This is a genomic window from Enterobacter cloacae complex sp. HYC042_NIDB (genome assembly GCF_056673315.1).
Genome location: NZ_CP109650.1, coordinates 1,798,662 through 1,822,166 on the forward strand (window position 1 = coordinate 1,798,662; position 23,505 = coordinate 1,822,166).

A 23,505-nucleotide genomic window follows, 5' to 3' on the forward strand; every position below is an offset into this window, starting at 1 on the left:
GATAATCTTGCGTGCATAAAGGATCACATATGACTAATATTAATAGCTTCGCCCAACTCTACACCGAACTCTCCCTCAACCCCGATCTCCCAACCCTTGCAGAGCGCTGCCAACTGCTCACCGAAATCCTGCTGGATTGCAAATCACTTCCGCAAACGCAGCCCGTTTGCCGTTGTCTCGGAGCCTACCTGGAAGAGGTGAAATCCGGCCTCACAGAATCAATGCGTGATTTTCAGGTGGTGGAATTTGAGGAAGAAGCGGAACAACCGCGACAAAAAGAGTGGTTGCTTGAAGATACAGAAACGAAGTGTGATTACTGCCGGGCGTTGAATCATGTGCTACTGGTGTCGCATTTTGACCGCGACATGCTGCCGCTTCTTACAGGACTGCTCCATGACATCACGCATTCTATGGTTGCAGATGTCGTTGCGCCTCAACGTGCAGAAACGGTAGTTCACATTATTTCCTGAATGTAGTTTGTGACGTCCGAAGTAGGCCCCTGACGCCACCGGCTAGACCCTTTTTTTTTGATGATTACGTAACCTTTTGATTTATATAATGCGAATTTACGTACCAGAAAAAAGGGTTTTATGCAGGAAGTTGATTATTTTCTTTTCTAACAATAAGATGGCGTAGTTTCCTTTCAGTTCACTGCCGTACAGGCAGCTTAGAAACGGTTGTGTCGTCACGACATTGAGCATAAAAAGTTCACTGCCGTACAGGCAGCTTAGAAATGATAGCCCAATGGTTCCAGGATGGTGAGCTAGTTCACTGCCGTACAGGCAGCTTAGAAATCTCCGATGATGACGCTCTGCACTTCTAACAGGTTCACTGCCGTACAGGCAGCTTAGAAAGTTCAATATCGCGTTCGATATCGCTGACATCGTGTTCACTGCCGTACAGGCAGCTTAGAAATCGAGCGTCATCGTTGGGGTTGATTTGGATTTGTTCACTGCCGTACAGGCAGCTTAGAAATGCATTGCTTCTGCGTGGATTTGATCGAGGGTGTTCACTGCCGTACAGGCAGCTTAGAAACGACGCGATTCAGGTCACCGGCACAAGTCAGTGTTCACTGCCGTACAGGCAGCTTAGAAACTGCGGAGCGGGGGGACCAACTTCTGAGGCGCGTTCACTGCCGTACAGGCAGCTTAGAAACGTGTCGGAAGAGGGACAGGGAAACGGGGCGTTGTTCACTGCCGTACAGTCAGCTTTGAAAGCCCCTCTGGGCTTTAATGCCGTGGAAATAGCGTTACTGTCCCATAGACAGTACAAGTAAACCCATTCCTCACAAATATTCATCTCGTCTATTTAAAACGAAATACCATCATCCACACGCTTTCCATTTGCAGATTAAATAAAAATCCCATTCAGGGGTTAATTATATTCCGTGTATATATTATTTGTAAAAATAATACTTTTAAAAAAGGTTGTATTTTTGTTGAGTTATCACAGAAATTTCCATTCATTTGATATATATCACATTTGTATTTCTCTCATCTCCGATAACATATCCGCATTCATTACCTTGAAATAAAAGCCGTTGCTATGCCTGCAAACAGCGTTACCCCAACAGATTTAAAAACCATCCTGCATTCAAAACGCGCCAACATTTATTACCTGGAGAAATGCCGCATCCAGGTGAATGGTGGGCGTGTTGAATATGTCACCCAGGAAGGGAAAGAGTCTTTTTACTGGAATATTCCCATCGCGAATACCACGGCAGTGATGCTGGGAATGGGAACATCCGTTACGCAAATGGCAATGCGGGAGTTTGCCCGAGCTGGCGTGATGGTCGGTTTCTGTGGAACGGATGGCACACCGCTGTATTCTGCGAACGAGGTGGACATTGACGTCTCCTGGCTCAGCCCGCAAAGCGAATACCGTCCGACCGCATATTTACAAAACTGGGTCTCATTTTGGTTTGATGAAGAAAAACGTCTGCAGGCGGCAAAGCGGTTTCAATTTATCCGTTTACAGCAAATTGAAAAACAGTGGGAGAGGCTGCGAATACAGCGAGAAACGCCTTTTCAGCCTGATAAGGTCGTGCTGGAGGCTACTCTGGAGCGGGCCAGAACGGGTATGGAAAACGCACAGGATCACACCTCGCTGATGCTCCAGGAAGCGCAGCTCACAAAATCGCTCTACAAACTTACCAGCCAGACGGTGGGCTATGGCAGCTTTACCCGCGCCAAACGCGGTGGCGGGACGGATATGGCCAACTGTTTTCTCGATCAGGGCAACTATCTGGCCTACGGGCTGGCGGCCGTCGCGGCCTGGGTGACGGGCATTCCTCATGGTCTGGCCGTCATGCACGGAAAAACCCGACGCGGCGGGCTGGTTTTTGATATTGCCGATTTAATCAAAGACGCCCTCGTTATGCCGCAGGCCTTTATTGCGGCGATGGAGGGTGAGGATAATCAACAGTTTCGTCAGCGCTGCATCAACGCGTTTCAACAGGCAGAAGCGCTGGATGTGATGATCGCTACCTTGCAGGAAACCTCGCACTCTCTGGTGGGCGTTGAAAAATGAATGTGCTGATTATCTCCCGATGTACCAAACGTGCGCGCGAGCAAAGCTGCCGGATTATCGATCAGTTTGCTGAGCGCACGGGTGACGCGGCTTGGCAGACGACGATTACAATGGAAGGCGTCGTCACGCTGCGCAAGCTGCTGCGTAAAACGGCCCGTCGTAACACCGCCGTGGCCTGCCACTGGCTGAAAAAAAACGGTCAAACCGAACTGCTGTGGATAGTCGGAAATTTGCGTCGCTTTAACGCGCAGGGGCGGGTGCCAACGAATCGCACGACGCTACAAGTTATTCGCAACGACGGTGAACACCGCTGGCAAAGCGCGGAAAGCATCGCCCTGCTGGCGGCGATCGCCGGGCTATTTCATGATTTTGGCAAAGCGGGGATGTGCTTCCAGCAGACGCTCAAGGGGGAAAGTCAGCACGTTTGTCAGCCGTACCGCCACGAGTGGATTTCGGTTCGTCTGTTCGAGGCGTTTGTAGGAGAGCGTAGCGATGAACAGTGGCTGGCATCGTTAACGCAGCTTAAGGCCGCTGACGAAAAAGCCATGCTGAAAGCGCTGAAGATGGACAGCGCAGAGTGGAGCAATAGCCCGTTCGAAAAATTGCCCCCGTTAGCGAGGGTGGTGGCGTGGCTAATGCTATCGCACCACCGCTTACCTCAACCGTACCCGGCAAATTCCTCGTTACTGTACAGCGAAGGCTGGCTTGAGCGGCAGCTAAATGCGGACTGGAACGCGCTTAATCATAAATCTACCGAAAAACATCAGTGGAAAGCGCGTGATTTTAAAAATGTTTGGAAATTCCCCCACGGAACGCCGCTAAAGAGTCAAGCCTGGCGCGAGAAGGCCCGGCAAATTGGTAAACGCATCCGGAACCTGCCTGCGCTGCTTCACGCGGGATCGCTGGATAATCTCTTCACCCTCCATCTTGCCCGCCTGTCGCTGATGCTGGCCGATCACGTGTACTCCTCACAACCCGCTTATTCAGGATGGCAGGACGATGCCATCCCGTGCTGGGCCAACAGCGACCGCCAGTCCGGGCAGCTTAAGCAAAAACTGGATGAGCACAATGTCGGTGTCGCGCATCAGGCGCTATTGATGGGGCGTTCTCTTCCTGCGTTGCGCCGTTCATTGCCCGCCATCGCCCGGCATAAAACGTTTCGGGAAAGGGCGAAAGAAGAGCGTTTTGACTGGCAGAACAAGGCCTGGGATGTCGCCTCTTCCCTGCGTGAGAAGAGCGCAGAACAGGGCTTCTTCGGTATCAGTATGGCCTCCACCGGATGCGGTAAAACTTTCGCCAATGCCAGAATTATGTACGCGCTGGCAGATGAGCAGGCGGGATGTCGTTTCAGCGTGGCGCTGGGGTTACGCACGCTGACGCTGCAAACGGGGCAGGCTTTGCAGACGCGCCTGGGGCTGGATGACGACACGCTGGCCGTGGTGACCGGTGCCGCAGCCGTGAAGGAGTTGTATCAGGGCAATGATACCGAAGATATCAGTAGCGCCAGCGACGAAGCGTTCTTCGCCAGCCATCATTACGTGCATTATGAAGGGGCGACCAGTAGCGGGATCGCGCAGCAATGGCTGGCGAAAGAACCGGCGCTCAACCGTCTGGTCAGTGCCCCGGTGCTGGTGACAACCATCGATCACCTGATGCCTGCCACGGAAGGCGTGCGCGGCGGCAGGCAGATCCCCGCCATGCTGCGCCTGCTGACCAGCGACCTGGTGCTTGACGAGCCTGATGATTTTGACGTTGATGATTTGCACGCCCTTTGTCGGCTAGTGAACTGGGCGGGCATGCTCGGCTCTCGCGTGTTGCTCTCCTCCGCAACGCTGCCCCCTGCATTAACGGAAGCGCTGTTTGAAGCCTATCGGGAAGGGCGCAAAGCCTGGCAGGCGGCGTGCGGTCAGTCGGACAGACCGACGACTATCTGTTGCGCCTGGTTTGATGAATACGGCGCGCAGTCGCAGGATGTGACCGACGATGCGCATTTTCGCCGGGCGCATGACGACTTTGTTCGCCAGCGAATCAAACGTCTGCCTGAACAGCCGCGGCTTCGTCTGGGGAAACTGGCTGCCGTGGAGACACAGTCTTCAAGGTCGGCAGATGTCATCTCCGCGCTGGCACAGACGCTACACCAGCAAATTATCGCGCTGCACGACGATCATCGCAGCACGCACAAAAGCGGCAAAACCGTGTCGTTTGGTCTGGTGAGGATGGCGAACATCAACCCGCTGGTTGCCGTCGCGCAGGCGCTGATGGCATTACCTTCTCCGGAGAATTACCGCATTCATTATTGCGTGTACCACAGCCAGCACCCGCTGGCTGTGCGTGCGGCGATTGAAAAACGACTCGATGCCGCGTTCGCGCGGCACAAACCGCAGCAGGTCTGGCAGTTGCCTGACGTTAAGCAGGCGCTGACGTCACCGGAACAGCATCATCTCTTTGTCGTGCTCGGCACATCCGTTCTGGAAGTCGGGCGCGATTTTGATGCCGACTGGGGGATTATCGAGCCGAGTTCGATGCGTTCACTTATTCAGTTTGCAGGGCGTATTCAGCGGCATCGTCAGATCGTGCCTGAGAGCGAAAACCTTGTGATTCTGGAACGCAATGTGCGTGCGCTTCGCGGAGAAAAGGTCGCCTACTGCCGACCCGGTTTTGAAACTGAACATCATCTTCTGCCTCACCACGATCTCCATGAGCTACTCAGCGAAGAGGGCTATCGCACGCTGAATGCGATCCCGCGCATCGTTGAAAACCTGCCCGGCAATGCGCTGGCGGCGCTGGAGCATGCCCGGTTGCGAGCCGCATTGTTGGACGGCGGCGAACGGTCAGATGCGGTAGCCGCGTCGTGGTGGCGGCTGCCGTTGACGTGGAACGGTGAGTTGCAGCGGCGGACGCCGTTTCGCCGCTCGTCGCCGCAGGATACTTTCTTTTTGAGTATGGAGGAGGAAGGTGAGCAACCTGAGTTTTGCCTGATGCAGGAAAACGGGGTGTTAAAGCCTGCGGGACGGTTTTGCGAGAAGACCTTATCGATGGCTCACGGCGTAGAGCCGTGGATGGCGATTGATTATGGCGAGGTATTACAGGCGCTGGCCGAGACAAGACAGATGGAGCTGGCTGCGGTATCGCTACGGTATGGCGAAATCACATTGAGGATCAGCAGGGAGGAGGAGACAGAGCAATGGCTATATCACCCGGTGTTGGGTGTGTTCAGGGAATATCGATAAGGAGCCAGGAGCGAGTATGTCAGTTGAAGCACTAAGCGTTTTCATCGCTGAGTACATTGCCGGACGACGGCAAACAAAGCTGGAAGCATTTGATAAAGAGGCCGCAAAGCGTAGCGATACAGATAGCGCAACGCTTGCGGCAGAACGCCGGGAACTGGAGCTTCGCTATGAACCGAGAGCCTGGCTGACGGATGCCGCGAAGCGAGCCGGACAAATTAACCTCGTGACCCATGCGGCGAAATTTACCCACGGGGATTCAAAAAGCAGCAGTATCTACAGCGAGGCAGTGGCGCTGGAAGGGTATCTCAGCACCGCTGCGTTGTCAGGTCTGGAACCGGATGCCGTGGGAAACGCCGCGGCGCTGGACGTCGCGAAATTACTGCAAACGCGGGTTAACGGTGGTGATTCTCTACTGGCAAGCCTGAAACGCGGAGATCGCGCTGCGCTGGCAGCTTTTACCGATGACGCAAACCAACTGGATGAATGGATTGCGGGATTTTCCCGTGCCTTAACGCCCGGAGAGCTCGCTTCACACAAGCTGGCTAAACAGGGCTATTTCCCGGTAGGTGAAAATTACCATCTGCTGAGCCCGTTATTTGCCACCTCGCTTGTTCACGCCATGCATCAGAAAATGATTGCCTTCCGTTTTGGCGACGATGTTAAAGCCATCTGGAAAGCGCGCCGGGAGAAAACCTGGCATCCCACTCCGCTGACGCTTTTCCCGCATTCAGCGGAAATACACTTTGGTGGCACCAAACCGCAAAACATTTCCTATCTCAACAGCGTCCGCGGCGGGCGTAGCTGGCTGCTTTCCTGTCAGCCGCCGCAGTGGAAAAGAGCAGACAAGCCGCCGACGACGTTACGTTCTATTTTCACTTCAGGTGGTCAGTTTGATCGACGTGCAAACAGCACTGTCCAGCTGCTTGTGTCTTTACTGACCAGAACCGGTGATTACACCAACGTCCGTATTCGCGAAGCGCGTGATGAATACATTGATGCGCTTATCGACCTGCTGTTTGTGGTGGCGTCAGAACTACAGCGTGATACGTGGCAAAACTGGACGCTCTCGTGCGAACGATTAGTCACTCATCAACAACTCTGGCTCGATCCCTGGCGCACCAAAACCGATGAGGCTTTTCGGCTCGAGCGGGATAAAGACGACTGGCAGGTTAGCGTCGCGACAGATTTTGCCCTGTGGCTTAACGCGCGTCTGAGCAAGGCGTTGAAGGACCTGGGGTATGTGGAACAGCGTGAATGGCAAACCCGTGAGCGTTTACGCAATAACCTGCGTGAGATGGAAAAAATTATCCGGGAGGCGCTGAAATGAGTTCCTTGATCCTGCTTCGCCGTATCAGCGTCGAAAACGCCAACGCGATTGCTGGCCTGACTTACGGTTTCCCCGCCATTACCCATTTCCTGGGATTTGCCCATGCGCTGTCGCGCAGGTTGACCGAAACGCACGGGCTGCGCATTGATGGCTGTGCCGTGGTCAGCCACGAACAACAGATCCATGCTCACACGTCTGGCCGCGATTATCAGTTTGCCCTGACCCGCAATCCGCTTACACGGGACGCGAAAACGGCCTCCTTTAACGAAGAGGGGCGCATGCACATGACGGTTTCGCTGCTGCTCGAGTGTCACGGGGAAATCCCCAACGGTGAATACGGGCAACGCGACCTGGCCGAGTTTCTGTCTCAGGTGTGCCCTACGCTCCGGCTGGCCGGAGGAATCATCGTGGATATCCAGAATATTTCCGTTATGGCGATGCCTGCCAGCGCTCAGGAGATGGGCCGATTACAGTGGCAACTGATGCCGGGCTTTGCTTTACGCGACCGAAGTAGCTGGCTGGGCGAACATCATCAAATGCTTCTTGAAAACGATCCTAACGCCACGCTGCTTGACGCCTGGCTGGATTTTGCTGCGCTAAAAATACAGGCCGAAACGCCGGAAGACGGCAACATACGCGAAGGTGAACCGGCCAACTGGCATGTTGTTCCCAAACCCAATTCCGGTTATCTGGTGCCATTAATGACCGGCTACCAGCGTATCTCTGAACTCTACGCCCCTGGCGTCGTGGCAAACGCGCGCGATGCGGAAACGCCCTTTGCATTTACCGAAGCGGTGTATGGCGTGGGCGAGTGGTGCGGTCTGCACCGTATTCGGTCACTGGACGAGATTTTCTGGCGTTATCGGACGACGGAAACGGGCTATTACTGTCAGGGCGCGGGCGCGCCGGTGACAACTGAACATCTTAATTAAAAAGGACTTATCTATGGCAAAGGCTCCAACGGCCGTTAAAACGGCATCCGTACTGGCATTTGAACGTAAGCTGGCAACCTCGGATGCGGTGATGTATTCCGGAAGCTGGCAGGGCAAGCAGTGGCAACCGATCCGTATACAGGAAAAGGCGGTCCGCGGTACGATTTCGAACCGCCTGAAAAATGCCCTGACCAACGATCCGGCTAAACTGGATGCCGAGATCCAGAAAGCGAACCTGCAGCGTGTGGATGTGGCGGCGCTTCCTGCCGATGCAGGCACCCTGAAGGTGAAGTTTACCCTACGCGTGCTGGGCAACCTGTCGACGCCATCAGTGTGTAACGATCGCGCCTATCAGGATGAACTTCAGCAGGTTATCGACGGCTATATCAGTGAACACGGTTTTGCCGAACTGGCGCGCCGCTACGCAACTAACCTGGCGAACGGACGTTTTTTATGGCGTAACCGCGTCGGTGCAGAAAAAATTATCGTGACCGTGACGGGCAGTAAGTCGTGGACGTTTGATGCGTACAGTTATGCGCTGCGAGATTTTTCTGCCAGCGACGAGAGCCTAAACGCACTGGCCCAGGAAATCGAAAAAGGGCTTAGCGGCGAAGATTTTGTGCTGTTGAACGTCGAAGCGCAGGTGCTACTCGGTGCCGGACAGGAGATCTTCCCGTCGCAGGAGCTGGTTCTGGACAGCAACAGCAGCAAGAGCCGCCTGTTGTATCAGGTAGACAGCGTTGCGGGCATGCATTCGCAGAAAATCGGTAATGCCATTCGAACTATCGATACCTGGCACCCTCAGGTAGATGCGCTGGGCGCTATTGCCGTTGAGCCGTACGGCTCAGTCACCAGTCGCGGTGTGGCTTGTCGTCAGCCGAAAGAGAAAATGGACTTCTATACCTTGCTGGACAACTGGGTGACGAAGGGCCAAAAGCCTGACGTTGAACAGCAGCATTATGTGATGGCCGTCCTGATCCGCGGCGGCGTCTTCGGTGAGAAGGGCGAGTAAGGAGTGGTTATGGATCACTATCTTGAGATCCGCGTCCTGCCCGACCCGGAGTTCAGCGAGGAGATGCTGATGGCCGCGCTGATGGCTAAACTGCATCGTGCGCTGGGACAGCGGGGGCTGGGGGATATTGGTATCAGCTTCCCTGCACATGGCATAAAGCCCGGCGCGATGTTACGCCTGCACGGTTCGCAACAGGCGTTAAGCGAGCTCGACTCCCTGGCATGGCGAAAGGGACTAAGCGATTACTGCCTGTGCACGGCGATACAACCCGTTCCAGAGGTAAAGCAATGGCGATGCGTGTCCCGTGTGCAGGTGAAAAGCAGCGCGCAGCGGCTTATGCGCCGTTCGGTAAAAAAAGGATGGATCACTGAGGAAGAGGCGCAGCAGCGCCTATTAAAAATGGAAGAGGCGCGGACTGATTTGCCCTGGCTTAATTTACGTAGCCTCTCAACAGGTCAGTCTTTCAGGCTTTTTATTCGTCATGGTGAGTTGCTTCCCGCACCCGTGGATGGACGCTTTTCAACCTACGGGATGAGCGCGACAGCGACAGTTCCCTGGTTCTGAGAAAACACAGCCGCATCAGCGTTCAGGGTGCGGTTTTTTCTGCGAGACGGGTATCAAAAATAAAGGGCAGTTGCTGAACAGAACCGAGCGCCGTGTGGAATGCCGGGTGTAAGGGGTTAAGGATGGCATTGTTTTCATAGGGTATGATGCAGGAAGGTAGGATAAGCGCGAGGGCACTGCTAGCCTGCAACCACCCGGTTCCCAGATCCATCGTCGATACCGGTGCCGGATTTTCCTGCCAGTCCTCGGGGAGCCAGGCTTTATCCAGGTAATCAATCTGGTCATCCGGGATATCAATGCTGAAAAGCTGGTACTGATTTAACACGGTATCTTTTCTGACGTGCACCAAAATCTCCAGTGAGGCCAGCGAGATGGAGGTGGACACATACACGGCTGGGTGGCCTTTATGATTCCAGCGACCGCCGTACTGATTTGCGCCGCTTCCACTCCACGCTTCGCTGGCATAGCGTCCCGTCACCAGCCGATAAAAAATCATGCAAACACTCCGTGTTCCAGACGACCAATCAAATCGGTGACTTCCAGTGCACCGGTTTCCGTAGCGATCAGGTCAACAGGCGCAACATTGCCAAGCCCGCGCACCGGCGACTGAAGCCAGTTCCATGCTTCTTCTTTACTGCCAAAATAGTCGACGGCCGCATCCAGCACCCGAACAAAACGGGCTACGCGTTCGCTCTCATCCGGCGTCAGCGTCCGTCCCGCGCTTTTGCGGCGGGCCACGTTACGTTCGTTAATCCCGGTAACGCGCAAAATGTCCGCTTTCGACATGGCCGTCCATTCATGAATATTGTCGAGCACGCTGACGGGCAATCCCTGGTTGAGAAATTCTATCAGCCGCATACCTCTGTTCGCGGGTAAACCGGCATAGCGCCAAAGTGCGTTATCAGCAGGTTTCTTGGCGGGGATCCAGGTTCTCATGTTACCTCCTGATTAATGTCATTTGTCATGGTTAAGTATAGCCATTTGTCCGATGGAGTGGAATGGGGATTTTTTGTGCAGGGTGGTTTGTGAGAAGAACGATGTTTTGACCCTAATTTTTATCGTTCTTGTAATAGGTTGATTTTAAATGAAAGTTTTGAGTGGGTGAAAAAGAGGGTCAGATAAAGGTTTTTAGCTTTTTTTGTATGAAAATCATGATTGTGTGAGGATATTATTCCAGTGCACTGCCGTACAGGCAGCTTAGAAAAGGATATCCCTCCCCGTCTCGCTTGAGTCCGGGTGCACTGCCGTACAGGCAGCTTAGAAACTACAGGGATAGAACCCTGCCCGATAATTTCCGTGCACTGCCGTACAGGCAGCTTAGAAATGGAAGAGCTCTACGCCATCGATGCTTCTATTGTGCACTGCCGTACAGGCAGCTTAGAAAAGTTCCGGCTGCAGCATTTGCAAGATTAAAAGGTGCACTGCCGTACAGGCAGCTTAGAAAAGAACCTGCAGCTCGCTGACCGTGCCGGGCGGTGTGCACTGCCGTACAGGCAGCTTAGAAATTTGCAAGATTAAAAGCAGCAAGGTTGTCAGAGTGCACTGCCGTACAGGCAGCTTAGAAATCCTGGGCTTATTGCGTTACTGGATGCAGGTCCGTGCACTGCCGTACAGGCAGCTTAGAAAGGCCTCATTCCCGCCGAAATGCGGGATAAACCGTGCACTGCCGTACAGGCAGCTTAGAAATGACGCCATCCCACCGGTTGCAGCAGTTTACGGTGCACTGCCGTACAGGCAGCTTAGAAATTGTCGACGCGTATACGGGGTTCCCATTTCGCGTGCACTGCCGTACAGGCAGCTTAGAAAGACACCGGCGATGATGTCAGGTGCAGGTGCAGGTGCAGGTGCAGGTGCACTGCCGTACAGGCAGCTTAGAAAAATGTGAAAAACGAACTCATTGCAGAGCTGCAGTGCACTGCCGTACAGGCAGCTTAGAAACATAGCTGGAAAGCATCTTCAAGAGAGTAGACGTGCACTGCCGTACAGGCAGCTTAGAAACAATTTATAGGGAATGCGTTTTCCTGAGCAAAGTGCACTGCCGTACAGGCAGCTTAGAAATGGGACAAGCAGGATGTTGCAGCGCTCTACTAGGTACACTGCCGTACAGGCAGCTTAGAAACGCGCGGCGAGAAGCTGATCGCCGAGTTTCTTGGGTGCACTGCCGTACAGGCAGCTTAGAAAGAAACATTATGATTTTGAAGCAGAGGCATAATGTGCACTGCCGTACAGGCAGCTTAGAAAAGGGAAATGGACAACCATCACCACAGGATGAAGTGCACTGTCGCACATGCAGCTCATAAAAATAGAAAATAAAGCTTCAGACCCTTTACTTCCTACACTGTCGAACAGACAGCCCCAAATCTCAAACGAACCGCCAACTAATTGTTCAAATAATCAACAGCACCACTAAAAAATAAGGCCGGGAATATCCCGGCCTTATTTAATATTCATCTGCCATTACAGGCGAAAAAATTAGCGACTACGGAAGACAATGCGGCCTTTGCTCAGGTCGTACGGGGTCAGTTCAACAGTCACTTTGTCGCCCGTCAAAATGCGGATGTAGTTTTTGCGCATTTTACCGGAGATGTGCGCAGTTACCACGTGACCGTTTTCCAGCTCTACGCGAAACATGGTATTAGGCAACGTATCAAGTACGGTACCCTGCATTTCAATATTGTCTTCTTTGGCCATCTAATCCTCTGGGGTATCACTACCAAGTTTTGAACCGGCAAGATAATGCCGAAATTCATCAATTAAGTAAAGAATTGCGCGATTAAAACGCAGCAAAACAGTTTCGGCGCATTGCCCAAGCGTCACGGTACAACCGAACAGGAAGCGCATTCGTAAAGGGGAGACGACAGGATAAACGTCAGGACGTTATCTGAAGCGAGGGTCCCAAACGGCGGCGGGGCAACAGGCAGAAGCTACTCTGCGGCATAATTATAACACCCTCACAAAAAATATGCGGAAAACATTTAAGCATTGGGCATAAAGAGCGTTCTGGGGATCCAGAAGTCGCGCGGGAGCTTCTCCTGACGGCAAGCGTCCAGATGCTCGATATACTGTCGTCGCGGGATGTCAACTGCACCGAGAGAGGCCGTGTGCTCGTTGAGTACCTGACAATCGATCAGGCGTCCGCCGCGCTGGGCAAAGGCCTCGCAGAAGACCAGCAGCGCGGTTTTCGAGGCGTTGACCGCACGGGAGAACATCGATTCGCCGCAAAACAGCGTCCCTTGCGCCACGCCGTACATGCCGCCAACCAGTTCCCCCTTTTCCCAGACCTCAATGGAGTGGGCGTAGCCAAGCTCATGGAGCTGGTGGTAGGCGTTGACGATATCGCGGGTGATCCACGTCCCTTCATGGCGATCTTCGGCACAGCCTTCGATCACCTGCCCAAAGGCGTGATTCAGCGTGACGCGATACGGGGATTTAGCATGGAAACGCTTCATGCTGCGGCTCAGATGGAACTGCGCTGGCCACAGCACGGCGCGCGGGTCGGGAGACCACCATAAAATCGGGTCGCCGGGAGAAAACCACGGGAAGATGCCGCGCTGGTAGGCCATTAATAGCCGCGCAGGGCTAAGGTCACCGCCAAGGGCCAGCAGCCCGTTGGGCTCACGCAGCGCTCCCTCCGGCGAAGGAAACGCGATGTTATGACGAGAAAGCTGGACCAGGCGCATGACAGCAAAACTCCAGTACGCGAGTGAGGACGCTACACAAATATAGTCTACAGACGCTGTTTGAACTGGTAGTAGCGACCCTGTTTCGCCAACAGCTCTGCGTGACTACCTTGCTCAATAATGTGTCCGTTGTCCATCACAATTATCCGATCAAAACTTGCTAGCCCGCGCAGGCGGTGTGTCACCATCAGGACGGTTTTTCCTGCCATAACGTTTGCCAGTAAATCAAGGATTTGACTCTCGGTTGTCGCATCAAGCCCTTCTGTAGGTTCGTCGAGCAGCATCAGAGGTGCATCATGCAGCAGCGCGCGCGCAATGGCCAGACGGCGCAGCTCTCCGCCGGAAAGCTGACGACCGCCTTCTCCCAGCCAGCTGTTTAGTCCTTCGTCCTCAAGCAGCTTTTGCAGTCCGACCTGCTCCAGTACGGCGCGAAGATCATCGTCCGAAGACTCTGGCGCGGCCAGCAGCAGGTTATCGCGCAGGGTGGCGCTAAACAGATGCACGCGCTGTGGAACAACGCTCACGGTCTTGCGCAGGGCCTGCTCGCTGAAATCAGTCAGCAACGTGTTGTTAAAACGAATCTGACCGTGCTGTGGATCCCAGGCGCGCGTCAGCAGCTGCAGCAGCGTCGACTTACCGCAGCCGGTACGGCCGAGGATCGCAATCCGCTGCCCTGCATTAACGGAAAGGTTGATACCCTCCAGCGCGTTCTGCGCCTGTTTGTCATAGGCGAAGGTCACGTTATCAAGCGTCAGCGCCACCTGCTCAGGCACGGTGGTTTGCCCGGCACTGAACGTGACTTCAGGCTTCTGTTCGGCAATCTGGGTGATGCGCAGGGCAGAGGCGATCACCTGTCCAAGATGCTGGAAAGCGCCCGTCACCGGGGCCAGTGCCTCAAATGCGGCCAGCGCGCAGAAAACAAAGAGGGCAATAAGAGGGCCTGGCTGGGTATTACCGCCAATGCCGCCGGAAGCCAGCCACAGCATGGCGATCACCGCCACGCCGCCGATTAACACCATCAGCGCCTGCGAGAAGGCCGTCAGTTCCGACTGGCGGCGCTGGGCTTCATGCCAGTTCAGCTCCGTACTTTCCATTCGGGCACGGTAGCGCTTGCTGGCACCAAAAATGGTCAGCTCCGCCTGGCCCTGAAGCCAGGAGGTCAGCTGCTGGCGGTAATCCCCGCGCAGCCGCGTCAGGTTTTCCCCGGTGGATTTCCCGGCGCGATAAAACAGCGGCGGCAGAATAATGAGCGTCAGCAGCATAATTCCACCCAGCGTCAGCGCAACGGGAACATCCAGAACGGACAGCCCCAGCGTAACTACCACAATCACCACAAACGCGCCCACTATCGGGGAGATCACCCGCAGGTAAAGGTGGTCCAGCGTGTCGACATCCGCAACGACACGGTTCAGTAATTCGCCCTGGCGAAAACGCGCCAGCCCGGCAGGGGAGAGTGGAAGCAGTTTGCTGAAGGTGTAAATGCGCAGATGCTGCAGGACGCGGAACGTCGCGTCGTGGCTGACCAGCCGCTCGAAATAGCGTCCGGCAGTACGGGTAATGGCGGTACCCCGCACGCCTGCCGCCGGCAGCATATAGTTGAAGCTGTATAATCCGGCGAACCCGGCTACGGCGGAGGCCGACAGGAACCAGCCGGAAAGCGTGAGCAGGCCGATGCTGGCAAGCAGCGTGACAATCGCCAGCACGATCCCCAGCGTCAGCATCCACTTGTGGCGTTTATAGAGCGCAAGATAAGGCAGCAGAGCACGCATCAGATGTCCTCCTGACGGTTCGCCAGCAGAGCGGCGAACGGCCCCTGCGCGGCAACAAGAGCGGCGTAATTGCCTTGCTCAACAATATGACCGTTTTCCATCACCCAGATCTCATCCCAGTCAGCAATGCCTTCCAACTGATGGGTAACCATAAGGGTGGTTTGCTGCAGGGAAGCGGCGCTCAGGGCCGCCATGACGCGCTGCTCGCTGTGTGAATCCAGGCTGGCAGCAGGCTCATCCAGCAGCATCAGCTGGCACGGGTTAAGCAGCGCACGGGCGACGGCCACGCGCTGTGCCTGGCCGACAGACAGCCCGGCAGACTGATCGCCTACCACGGTATCGACACCCTGCGGGAGCAGCGGCAGAAATTCACTGACCCACGCGCGGTCGAGAACGGACTGGAGTTCATCTTCACGAGCATCCGGGCGTGCCAGGAGCACGTTTTCGCGCAGCGTGGAAGCAGGAAGCTGCGGGTTTTGTCCGACCCAACTGAGCTGCTTACGCCAGGCGTCGGGATCGAGATTACGCAGTTCAGTTTTGTTTATCCGCAGCGAACCGGTGTAGGCCATAAAACCGGATAACGCATTCAGCAGAGAACTCTTCCCTGAACCGCTGGTGCCGACCAGCACCACGCGTTTCCCAGCGGGCAGGCTAAAGTTCAGCGGGCCAGCCAGCACTTTTCCTTCCGGCGAGAGAATGCAGAAATCGCTCGCGTCGACGGTTACCGGCTCTTTAGCGTTCAGCGCCACGTCACCGCGCTCCGGGTGCGCCAGCGGCGTCTCCAGGAAGGTTTTCAGGCTGTCGGCCGCGCCAACGGCCTGCGCTTTGGCATGATAGAAGGTCCCCAGGTCGCGAAGCGGCTGGAAAAACTCCGGAGCCAGGATGAGCGCGAGGAAACCGGCAGAGAGGGTCACCGCCGTGCCGTAGTGGCCGAAATCCAGCGCGCCGAGATAGGAGAAACCGAAATAAACCGCCACGAGGGCAATCGACAGCGAGGTAAAGAATTCCAGCACGCCGGACGAGAGGAACGCCAGGCGTAACACTTCCATCGTGCGCTGGCGGAAGTCCTGTGATGCCAGGCGAATATTCTCGGTTTCCGCTTCACCGCGACCAAAAATACGCAGGGTTTCCATCCCGCGCAGACGATCGAGGAAATGTCCGCTCAGCCGGCCCAGCGCCAGGAAGTTGCGGCGGTTGGCATCAGCCGCCCCCATGCCGACCATCGCCATAAACAGCGGGATCAGCGGGGCGGTCCCCAGCAGGATCAGCGCCGCCACCCAGTTAACCGGGAAGATGGCAATAACAATCAACAGCGGCACAAAAACCGCCAGCGCCATCTGCGGAAGATAGCGCGCGTAGTAATCGTGCATATCGTCGATCTGCTCAAGGATCAGCGTCGCCCAGCTTCCGGCCGGTTTACCCTGGATCCATGCGGGCCCGGCTTCCTGCAGGCGGTCGAGCACCTGACGACGGATCTCGTAGCGGATATGCTGTCCGGCGTGGAAGCCGACACGTTCACGCAGCCACACCACCCAGGCGCGCAGGACAAAAACCAGGATCAGAACAATAAAGGGCAGCAGGAGCGCTTCGCGGGGAATGTTCTCCATGATCATGTGATTAAGAATGCGGGCCAGCAGCCATGCCTGGGCAACAATCAACAGACCGCTAACGAACCCCAGAAGACGGGAGATCGTAAGCCAGCGGCGGGAAATAACGCTTTGCTGTTTCAGCCAGCGTGTTAACTCTTGTTGACGGGTTTTTTCCATTGCGTATTTTGCAGGTGACGTTATAAGAAATTAGACATCTGCATGTTACACGCGAGCAAAAATAAAGGCGACCTGTGGCCGCCTTTATTTACGTTTGTTACTGACTTGTAAAGATTATTTACCTTGTTCAGCCAGTCCGTCGAGGTAGCGTTCAGCGTCCAGCGCGGCCATACAGCCGGTGCCCGCAGAGGTGATCGCCTGACGATAAATATGGTCCATCACGTCACCGGCAGCGAATACGCCCGGGATGCTGGTCTGGGTCGCGTTACCGTGAATGCCGGACTGCACTTTGATATAGCCGTTTTCCAGCTCCAGCTGGCCTTCGAAGATCGCGGTGTTCGGGCTGTGGCCGATTGCCACAAACAGGCCCGCCACTTCCAGCGTTTCGACGTTATCGGTGTTCTGGGTATCACGAATGCGCAGACCCGCAACGCCCATCTGATCGCCGGTGACTTCTTCCAGGGTACGGTTGGTGTGCAGCACGATGTTGCCGCTCGCCACTTTATCCATCAGGCGCTTAATGAGGATCTTCTCGGCGCGGAAGGTGTCACGACGGTGGATCAGATGCACCTCAGAGGCAATGTTCGCCAGGTACAGCGCTTCTTCCACCGCGGTGTTACCGCCGCCGATAACCGCGACTTTCTGGTTACGGTAGAAGAAACCGTCGCAGGTCGCACAGGCAGAAACGCCGCGGCCTTTGAACGCTTCTTCAGATGGCAGGCCGAGATAACGGGCAGAGGCGCCGGTGGCAATGATTAGCGCATCGCAGGTGTATTCACCGCTGTCACCCGTCAGGCGGAACGGACGGTTCTGCAAATCCACTTTATTAATGTGGTCGAACAGGATTTCGGTTTCGAATTTGGCGGCATGCTCGTGCATGCGTTCCATCAGCAGCGGCCCGGTCAGATCGTTCGGGTCGCCCGGCCAGTTTTCCACTTCCGTGGTGGTGGTCAACTGACCGCCTTTTTCCATGCCGGTGATCAGTACCGGCTGCAGGTTTGCGCGTGCAGCATAGACCGCCGCGGTATATCCCGCAGGTCCAGAACCAAGGATTAACAACTTACTGTGTTTGGTCGTGCCCATGAGATCCCCATTGTTGTTGGCAGGCAATGGGCTGGATTGTAGGGAATTTGTTGCCGTAAAAAAAGAGCACTGGGATTTTGCTTTCGATATATGCAATAGCTGCGCCCGATGAATCCCGTGCCGTTACGTCACGTTTTCTACTGAAAACCGCTCGTTTATAAAGCAGTAAAATGAGGATTAATACCCCCCCGTAATGAATATCCGGCATCTTGTACTAAAAAACGATGTTTTGCTTTGACAATCCCCTGCGCATTTGCGAAAACATTCAAGGAAGAAAAAAAACCGCGTTAACCGTATGCCGCATAGGCATGCACGTAAATGCCATTTTTACCGTGTCAGTGAAATCTACGCATGGCGTGGACAGACGCCATACGTGATGTCGGTGACAGCCTTCGGGCAGCGGTCTTCTTACCAACAGAACCCGAATCCGCATCGCGTCTAATACATAACCAGGCGATGTGATGACTAACGGGTACAGGCTCTGAACAGTGATGTGCACAGGGTCCAGGCAGGAGTAGGGAAGGAATACAGAGAGACAATAATAATGGTAGATAGCAAGAAGCGCCCTGGCAAAGATCTCGACCGTATCGATCGTAACATTCTTAATGAATTGCAAAAGGATGGGCGTATTTCCAACGTCGAGCTTTCAAAACGTGTGGGACTTTCCCCGACGCCGTGCCTTGAGCGTGTGCGCCGACTGGAAAGACAGGGTTTTATTCAGGGCTATACGGCTCTGCTGAACCCGCATTATCTGGATGCCTCACTTCTGGTATTTGTTGAGATTACTCTGAATCGTGGTGCGCCGGATGTGTTTGAGCAATTTAACGCCGCTGTACAAAAACTTGAAGAAATTCAAGAGTGTCATCTGGTGTCCGGTGATTTCGACTACCTGTTGAAAACCCGTGTGCCTGATATGTCCGCCTACCGTAAGCTGCTGGGGGAAACCCTGCTGCGTCTGCCAGGCGTGAACGACACCCGTACCTATGTGGTGATGGAAGAGGTCAAACAGAGCAATCGTCTGGTTATTAAGACGCGCTAACACGGAACAGGTGCAAAATCAGCGTAGTTTGATTACACTCCTGTTAATCCATACAGCAACAGTGCCGGGGAGCCCCGGCGCTGTTGTCCGTTTTAGCAAACAGGCAGGATATGCCTGATACCTGGAGAGCCTTTCTTGAGCCAGGAATACACTGAAGACAAAGAAGTCACACTATCGAAGCTAAGCAGCGGACGTCGTCTCCTCGAGGCTTTGCTGATCGTTATTGCCCTTTTTGCCGTCTGGCTGATGGCAGCCTTACTCAGTTTCAACCCCTCCGATCCCAGCTGGTCGCAAACCGCGTGGCATGAGCCTATCCATAATTTAGGTGGCGTACCCGGAGCCTGGCTTGCGGACACGCTCTTTTTCATTTTCGGTGTGATGGCCTACACCATTCCCGTCATAATCATTGGCGGATGCTGGTTTGCATGGCGTCATCGTCAGAACGATGATTACATCGACTATTTTGCGGTTTCCCTGCGCCTGATTGGCGCCCTGGCGCTGATCCTCACCTCCTGCGGGCTGGCGGCGATTAATGCCGATGATATCTGGTACTTCGCCTCCGGTGGGGTGATTGGTAGCTTGCTGAGCTCTGCGCTACAGCCGATGCTTCACAGCAGCGGCGGTACGCTGGCGCTGCTCTGCATCTGGGCGGCCGGTCTGACGCTGTTTACCGGCTGGTCATGGGTGAGCATTGCCGAAAAGATCGGCAGCTTTATTCTGACGATCCTGACCTTTGCGAGCAACCGTACCCGCCGCGACGACACGTGGGTCGATGAAGAAGAATATGAAGATGAATACGAAGAGGAAGACGATGCGCCGGTGCAACGTCGTGAATCTCGTCGTGCTCGTATTCTGCGCGGTGCCCTGGCGCGTCGCCAGCGCGTTGCTGAAAAATTTGCCAACCCGCTTGGACGTAAAACCGACGCGGCGCTCTTCTCCGGTAAGCGTATGGATGAAGACGAGCAGGTGGAGTACCGCGCTGCGGGTAGTACAGTCGATCCTGATGATGTGCTTTTCTCCGGCAACCGTGCGATGCCGGGTGATTTCGATGAATACGATCCGCTGCTTAACGGCCATACCGTTACCGCGCCGGTTGCCGCGGCCGCAGCCGCAACGACAGCATCACAGGCGTATGCCGCGCCTGTCGAAGCCGTGATGCCATCCGCGCCGGTTCCGCCTCCGGAATCCGCTATTCAGCAGCCTCAGGTTGCCTGGCAGACCGCGCCGGGTGTCCACACGCCGGAGCCTGTTATCGCGCCGGAACCAGAGAGCTATATCCCCGTGCAGCAGGAGCAGTGGCAGCAGCCTTATCAGCCGCCGCAACCTGAGTATGAACAGCCGCACTATGAGCAGCCTGTGGCCCAGCCTTATCAGGAGTACGTGCCTGAACCGGTTGAACCTGTGCAGCCTTATGTCGAGCCTCAGCCTGAACCTGAGGTGGTGGAAGAGGTGAAACCGTCTCGTCCGCCAATGTACTATTTTGAAGAAGTTGAAGAACGCCGTGCTCGTGAGCGCGAACAGCTGGCGGCATGGTATCAGCCTGTGCCTGAACCGGTGCAGGAACCTGCGCCAAAAGCCCCGTCGGTTTCGGTTCCACCGGTCGACCCGACGCCTGCTGTTGCCCCCATAGCGGAAAGCGTGAAGCAGGCTACCGCAGCCGCAGCGGCGGCGGCACCTGTCTTTAGCCTGGCAACGGGCGGTGCGCCGCGTCCGCAGGTGAAAGAGGGAATTGGTCCGCAACTGCCTCGCCCTAACCGCGTCCGCGTTCCAACCCGTCGTGAGCTTGCCTCCTATGGGATCAAGCTGCCTTCCCAGCGGATGGCCGAAGAGAAAGCGCGTGGGACGGACTACGAAGATGATGCTGATGAAATGCAGCAGGACGAGCTGGCGCGCCAGTTCGCCGCGCAGCAGAATCAGCGCTACGGTGAAGACTATCAGCATGATGAACCGATGCTGGAAGACGAAGATGACGCGGCTGAAGCCGAATTAGCGCGTCAGTTTGCGGCAACCCAGCAGCAGCGTTACTCAGGTGAACAGCCAGCTGGTGCGAACCCGTTCTCATTATCGGATTTCGAGTTTTCGCCGATGAAAGATCTGGTGGATGATGGCCCGAGCGAGCCTCTGTTCACCCCAAGCGTGATGCCTGAAGCAGAGCCTGTGCGCCAGCAGCCAGCGCCGCAGGCACAGACTTACGCGCAGCCGCAGCAACCTGTTCAGCAGCCGTATGCGCAACCGCAGCAGCCACAACAGCAGCCGCCGCAGTACCAGCAGCCAGCACCGCAGCCGCAGGAGAGTCTGATTCACCCGCTGCTGATGCGTAACGGTGATAGCCGTCCGCTGCAGCGTCCGAGCACGCCGCTGCCGTCGCTGGATCTGCTGACGCCGCCACCGGCTGAAGTCGAACCGGTTGATACGTTTGCCCTGGAGCAGATGGCCCGTCTGGTGGAAGCCCGTCTGGCAGACTTCCGCATCAAGGCGGACGTGGTGAACTACTCACCGGGCCCGGTGATCACCCGCTTCGAGCTGAACCTGGCGCCGGGCGTCAAAGCCGCGCGTATTTCTAACCTCTCCCGCGACCTGGCGCGTTCTCTGTCGACCGTGGCGGTACGTGTGGTGGAAGTGATTCCGGGCAAACCGTACGTTGGCCTTGAGCTGCCGAACAAGAAACGTCAGACCGTTTACCTGCGTGAAGTGCTGGATAACACCAAGTTCCGCGATAACCCATCTCCGCTGACCGTGGTGTTGGGTAAAGATATCGCCGGCGACCCGGTAGTGGCAGACCTCGCGAAAATGCCTCACCTGCTGGTAGCGGGTACCACCGGTTCCGGTAAATCGGTCGGCGTGAACGCCATGATCCTGAGCATGCTCTACAAAGCGCAGCCTGAAGACGTGCGTTTCATCATGATCGACCCGAAAATGCTCGAACTGTCGGTCTACGAAGGCATTCCGCACCTGCTGACGGAAGTGGTCACCGACATGAAGGACGCCGCCAACGCCCTGCGCTGGAGCGTCAATGAAATGGAGCGTCGCTACAAGCTGATGTCTGCGCTGGGCGTGCGTAACCTGGCCGGTTATAACGAGAAGATCGCCGAGGCGGCGCGCATGGGTCGTCCAATTCCGGACCCATACTGGAAGCCGGGTGACAGCATGGATGCCCAGCATCCTGTGCTGGAGAAACAGCCTTATATCGTCGTGCTGGTGGATGAATTCGCCGACCTGATGATGACCGTCGGGAAGAAAGTGGAAGAGCTGATCGCGCGTCTGGCACAGAAAGCGCGTGCGGCAGGTATTCACCTGGTGCTGGCGACCCAGCGTCCGTCCGTGGACGTTATCACCGGTCTGATTAAGGCGAATATTCCGACCCGTATTGCGTTTACCGTTTCGAGCAAAATCGACTCCCGTACCATTCTCGACCAGGGCGGCGCTGAGTCGCTGCTGGGAATGGGTGACATGCTGTACTCCGGCCCGAACTCCACCTCTCCGGTGCGCGTACACGGCGCGTTTGTTCGCGACCAGGAAGTACACGCCGTGGTGCAGGACTGGAAGGCGCGCGGACGTCCGCAGTACGTTGACGGCATTACCTCCGACAGCGAAAGCGAAGGCGGCGGTGGTGGCTTTGACGGCGGCGAAGAGCTGGATCCGTTATTCGACCAGGCGGTTAATTTCGTTACTGAAAAACGCAAAGCGTCCATCTCTGGCGTGCAGCGTCAGTTCCGCATCGGCTATAACCGCGCGGCGCGCATCATCGAGCAGATGGAAGCGCAGGGCATTGTGAGCGAGCAGGGGCACAACGGTAACCGTGAAGTGCTGGCTCCGCCGCCGTTTGATTAACCTTCAGCGATTGCAAAGAAGGGTAAATCAGCAAAAATTAAGCATATTCTTCTGTCGCCTGCCTTCGGGCAGGTCCAGAATAGAAACGGAAACCCCATTTCGGGAAGACGTATTTTAAGGAATAACAATGAAAAAAATCGCCATCGCCTGTGCATTACTCACCAGTTTTGTAGCCAGCAGCGTCTGGGCTGATGCAGCCAGCGACCTTAAAAGCCGACTGGATAAAGTAAGCAGCTTCCACGCCAGCTTCACGCAAAAAGTGACGGACGGCAGCGGCAATGCGGTGCAGGAAGGACAGGGTGATTTGTGGGTGAAACGCCCCAATCTGTTTAACTGGCATATGACCCAGCCGGATGAGAGCATCCTGGTTTCTGACGGTAAAACCCTGTGGTTCTTCAACCCGTTTGTTGAGCAGGCCACTGCGACCTGGCTGAAAGACGCTACCAGCAATACACCGTTTATGCTGATCGCCCGCAACCAGACCAGCGACTGGCAGCAGTACAACATTAAACAGAACGGTGATGAATTTGTCCTGACGCCGAAAGGCAGCAACGGCAATCTGAAGCAGTTCACCATAAACGTCAGCACCAACGGTACCATTAATCAGTTCGGCGCGGTTGAGCAGGACGATCAGCGCAGCAGCTACCAGCTTAAGTCTCAGCAAAACGGCGCCGTTGACGCATCGAAATTCACCTTTACCCCGCCGCAGGGCGTAACGGTGGACGACCAACGCAATAAGTAAG

The 23,505-nt window shown here is 55.4% G+C and carries 17 protein-coding genes and 2 CRISPR repeat arrays; of the genes, 10 read left to right on the plus strand and 7 right to left on the minus strand.

The window, feature by feature from the left end:
• The first annotated feature begins 29 nt into the window (after positions 1–29).
• From OKF39_RS08570 to cas6f, 7 genes are all read left to right on the plus strand, one after another.
• Positions 30–470: a hypothetical protein gene (locus OKF39_RS08570; RefSeq protein ID WP_049136603.1), complete on the plus strand. Its 441-nt coding sequence runs from the start codon at positions 30–32 to the stop codon at positions 468–470.
• A 176-nt stretch (positions 471–646) separates the two neighbouring features.
• Positions 647–1,216: a CRISPR direct-repeat array (repeat unit 28 nt; unit sequence GTTCACTGCCGTACAGGCAGCTTAGAAA).
• Between the two features lie 329 nt (positions 1,217–1,545).
• Entirely contained in the window at positions 1,546–2,529 is a 984-nt protein-coding gene (gene cas1f / locus OKF39_RS08575; protein WP_479983677.1) for a type I-F CRISPR-associated endonuclease Cas1f, read from the plus strand.
• Positions 2,526–5,759, plus strand: coding sequence for a type I-F CRISPR-associated helicase Cas3f (gene cas3f, locus OKF39_RS08580; RefSeq protein WP_479983678.1), 3,234 nt, complete (start codon positions 2,526–2,528; stop codon positions 5,757–5,759). The genes cas1f and cas3f overlap by 4 nt, the downstream gene beginning before the upstream one ends.
• Positions 5,760–5,775: 16 nt before the next feature.
• The gene (csy1, locus tag OKF39_RS08585) at positions 5,776–7,086 is read left to right on the plus strand and encodes a type I-F CRISPR-associated protein Csy1 (RefSeq protein ID WP_333021159.1); all 1,311 of its coding nucleotides are present in this window, start codon (positions 5,776–5,778) and stop codon (positions 7,084–7,086) included.
• Positions 7,083–8,018, plus strand: coding sequence for a type I-F CRISPR-associated protein Csy2 (csy2, locus tag OKF39_RS08590; RefSeq protein WP_049136595.1), 936 nt, complete (start codon positions 7,083–7,085; stop codon positions 8,016–8,018). The genes csy1 and csy2 overlap by 4 nt, the downstream gene beginning before the upstream one ends.
• A gap of 13 nt (positions 8,019–8,031) precedes the next feature.
• Positions 8,032–9,030: a type I-F CRISPR-associated protein Csy3 gene (csy3, locus tag OKF39_RS08595; RefSeq protein ID WP_479983679.1), complete on the plus strand. Its 999-nt coding sequence runs from the start codon at positions 8,032–8,034 to the stop codon at positions 9,028–9,030.
• A 9-nt stretch (positions 9,031–9,039) separates the two neighbouring features.
• Positions 9,040–9,594, plus strand: a complete 555-nt coding sequence (gene cas6f, locus OKF39_RS08600) for a type I-F CRISPR-associated endoribonuclease Cas6/Csy4 (protein WP_045261778.1) — start codon at positions 9,040–9,042, stop codon at positions 9,592–9,594.
• Positions 9,595–9,616: 22 nt separating this feature from the next.
• Here cas6f and OKF39_RS08605 read toward each other — a convergent pair whose 3' ends face one another.
• The 7 genes from OKF39_RS08605 to trxB all read right to left on the minus strand — a co-directional run bounded on the left by OKF39_RS08605 (position 9,617) and on the right by trxB (position 17,892).
• A complete protein-coding gene (locus OKF39_RS08605; protein ID WP_126817675.1) occupies positions 9,617–10,090 on the minus strand; it encodes an RES family NAD+ phosphorylase in 474 nt (157 codons plus the stop codon).
• A complete protein-coding gene (gene parS / locus OKF39_RS08610) occupies positions 10,087–10,530 on the minus strand; it encodes a type II RES/Xre toxin-antitoxin system antitoxin (RefSeq protein WP_045261776.1) in 444 nt (147 codons plus the stop codon). Before parS ends, OKF39_RS08605 begins: the two co-directional genes overlap by 4 nt.
• Positions 10,531–10,770: 240 nt before the next feature.
• Positions 10,771–11,895: a CRISPR direct-repeat array (repeat unit 28 nt; unit sequence GTGCACTGCCGTACAGGCAGCTTAGAAA).
• A 171-nt stretch (positions 11,896–12,066) separates the two neighbouring features.
• Entirely contained in the window at positions 12,067–12,285 is a 219-nt protein-coding gene (gene infA / locus OKF39_RS08615) for a translation initiation factor IF-1 (protein ID WP_002211347.1), read from the minus strand.
• Between the two features lie 284 nt (positions 12,286–12,569).
• Positions 12,570–13,274: a leucyl/phenylalanyl-tRNA--protein transferase gene (aat, locus tag OKF39_RS08620; protein WP_041910636.1), complete on the minus strand. Its 705-nt coding sequence runs from the start codon at positions 13,272–13,274 to the stop codon at positions 12,570–12,572.
• Positions 13,275–13,321: 47 nt separating this feature from the next.
• Positions 13,322–15,043 (minus strand): heme ABC transporter ATP-binding protein/permease CydC, encoded by a 1,722-nt coding sequence (gene cydC, locus OKF39_RS08625; protein WP_479983680.1) that lies wholly within the window; start codon positions 15,041–15,043, stop codon positions 13,322–13,324.
• On the minus strand, positions 15,043–16,809 hold the full coding sequence (gene cydD, locus OKF39_RS08630; RefSeq protein WP_028012554.1) for a heme ABC transporter permease/ATP-binding protein CydD: 1,767 nt from the start codon (positions 16,807–16,809) through the stop codon (positions 15,043–15,045). The genes cydC and cydD overlap by 1 nt, the downstream gene beginning before the upstream one ends.
• A gap of 114 nt (positions 16,810–16,923) precedes the next feature.
• Complete coding sequence (trxB, locus tag OKF39_RS08635; protein WP_028012555.1) at positions 16,924–17,892, minus strand: thioredoxin-disulfide reductase; 969 nt, start codon at positions 17,890–17,892, stop codon at positions 16,924–16,926.
• A gap of 544 nt (positions 17,893–18,436) precedes the next feature.
• Here trxB and lrp point away from each other — a divergent pair.
• From lrp to lolA, 3 genes are all read left to right on the plus strand, one after another.
• Positions 18,437–18,931, plus strand: a complete 495-nt coding sequence (lrp, locus tag OKF39_RS08640; protein WP_000228469.1) for a leucine-responsive transcriptional regulator Lrp — start codon at positions 18,437–18,439, stop codon at positions 18,929–18,931.
• A 135-nt stretch (positions 18,932–19,066) separates the two neighbouring features.
• Entirely contained in the window at positions 19,067–22,762 is a 3,696-nt protein-coding gene (locus OKF39_RS08645) for a DNA translocase FtsK 4TM domain-containing protein (protein WP_479983681.1), read from the plus strand.
• Between the two features lie 127 nt (positions 22,763–22,889).
• Positions 22,890–23,504: an outer membrane lipoprotein periplasmic chaperone LolA gene (gene lolA, locus OKF39_RS08650; protein WP_028012557.1), complete on the plus strand. Its 615-nt coding sequence runs from the start codon at positions 22,890–22,892 to the stop codon at positions 23,502–23,504.
• Position 23,505 lies beyond the last annotated feature (1 nt).

Coding starts and splice junctions, on each gene's coding strand:
- OKF39_RS08570 (WP_049136603.1), top strand. CDS start 30: ATGACTAATATTAATAGCTTCGCCCAACTCTACACCGAACTCTCCCTC.
- cas1f (WP_479983677.1), top strand. CDS start 1,546: ATGCCTGCAAACAGCGTTACCCCAACAGATTTAAAAACCATCCTGCAT.
- cas3f (WP_479983678.1), top strand. CDS start 2,526: ATGAATGTGCTGATTATCTCCCGATGTACCAAACGTGCGCGCGAGCAA.
- csy1 (WP_333021159.1), top strand. CDS start 5,776: ATGTCAGTTGAAGCACTAAGCGTTTTCATCGCTGAGTACATTGCCGGA.
- csy2 (WP_049136595.1), top strand. CDS start 7,083: ATGAGTTCCTTGATCCTGCTTCGCCGTATCAGCGTCGAAAACGCCAAC.
- csy3 (WP_479983679.1), top strand. CDS start 8,032: ATGGCAAAGGCTCCAACGGCCGTTAAAACGGCATCCGTACTGGCATTT.
- cas6f (WP_045261778.1), top strand. CDS start 9,040: ATGGATCACTATCTTGAGATCCGCGTCCTGCCCGACCCGGAGTTCAGC.
- OKF39_RS08605 (WP_126817675.1), bottom strand. CDS start 10,090: ATGATTTTTTATCGGCTGGTGACGGGACGCTATGCCAGCGAAGCGTGG.
- parS (WP_045261776.1), bottom strand. CDS start 10,530: ATGAGAACCTGGATCCCCGCCAAGAAACCTGCTGATAACGCACTTTGG.
- infA (WP_002211347.1), bottom strand. CDS start 12,285: ATGGCCAAAGAAGACAATATTGAAATGCAGGGTACCGTACTTGATACG.
- aat (WP_041910636.1), bottom strand. CDS start 13,274: ATGCGCCTGGTCCAGCTTTCTCGTCATAACATCGCGTTTCCTTCGCCG.
- cydC (WP_479983680.1), bottom strand. CDS start 15,043: ATGCGTGCTCTGCTGCCTTATCTTGCGCTCTATAAACGCCACAAGTGG.
- cydD (WP_028012554.1), bottom strand. CDS start 16,809: ATGGAAAAAACCCGTCAACAAGAGTTAACACGCTGGCTGAAACAGCAA.
- trxB (WP_028012555.1), bottom strand. CDS start 17,892: ATGGGCACGACCAAACACAGTAAGTTGTTAATCCTTGGTTCTGGACCT.
- lrp (WP_000228469.1), top strand. CDS start 18,437: ATGGTAGATAGCAAGAAGCGCCCTGGCAAAGATCTCGACCGTATCGAT.
- lolA (WP_028012557.1), top strand. CDS start 22,890: ATGAAAAAAATCGCCATCGCCTGTGCATTACTCACCAGTTTTGTAGCC.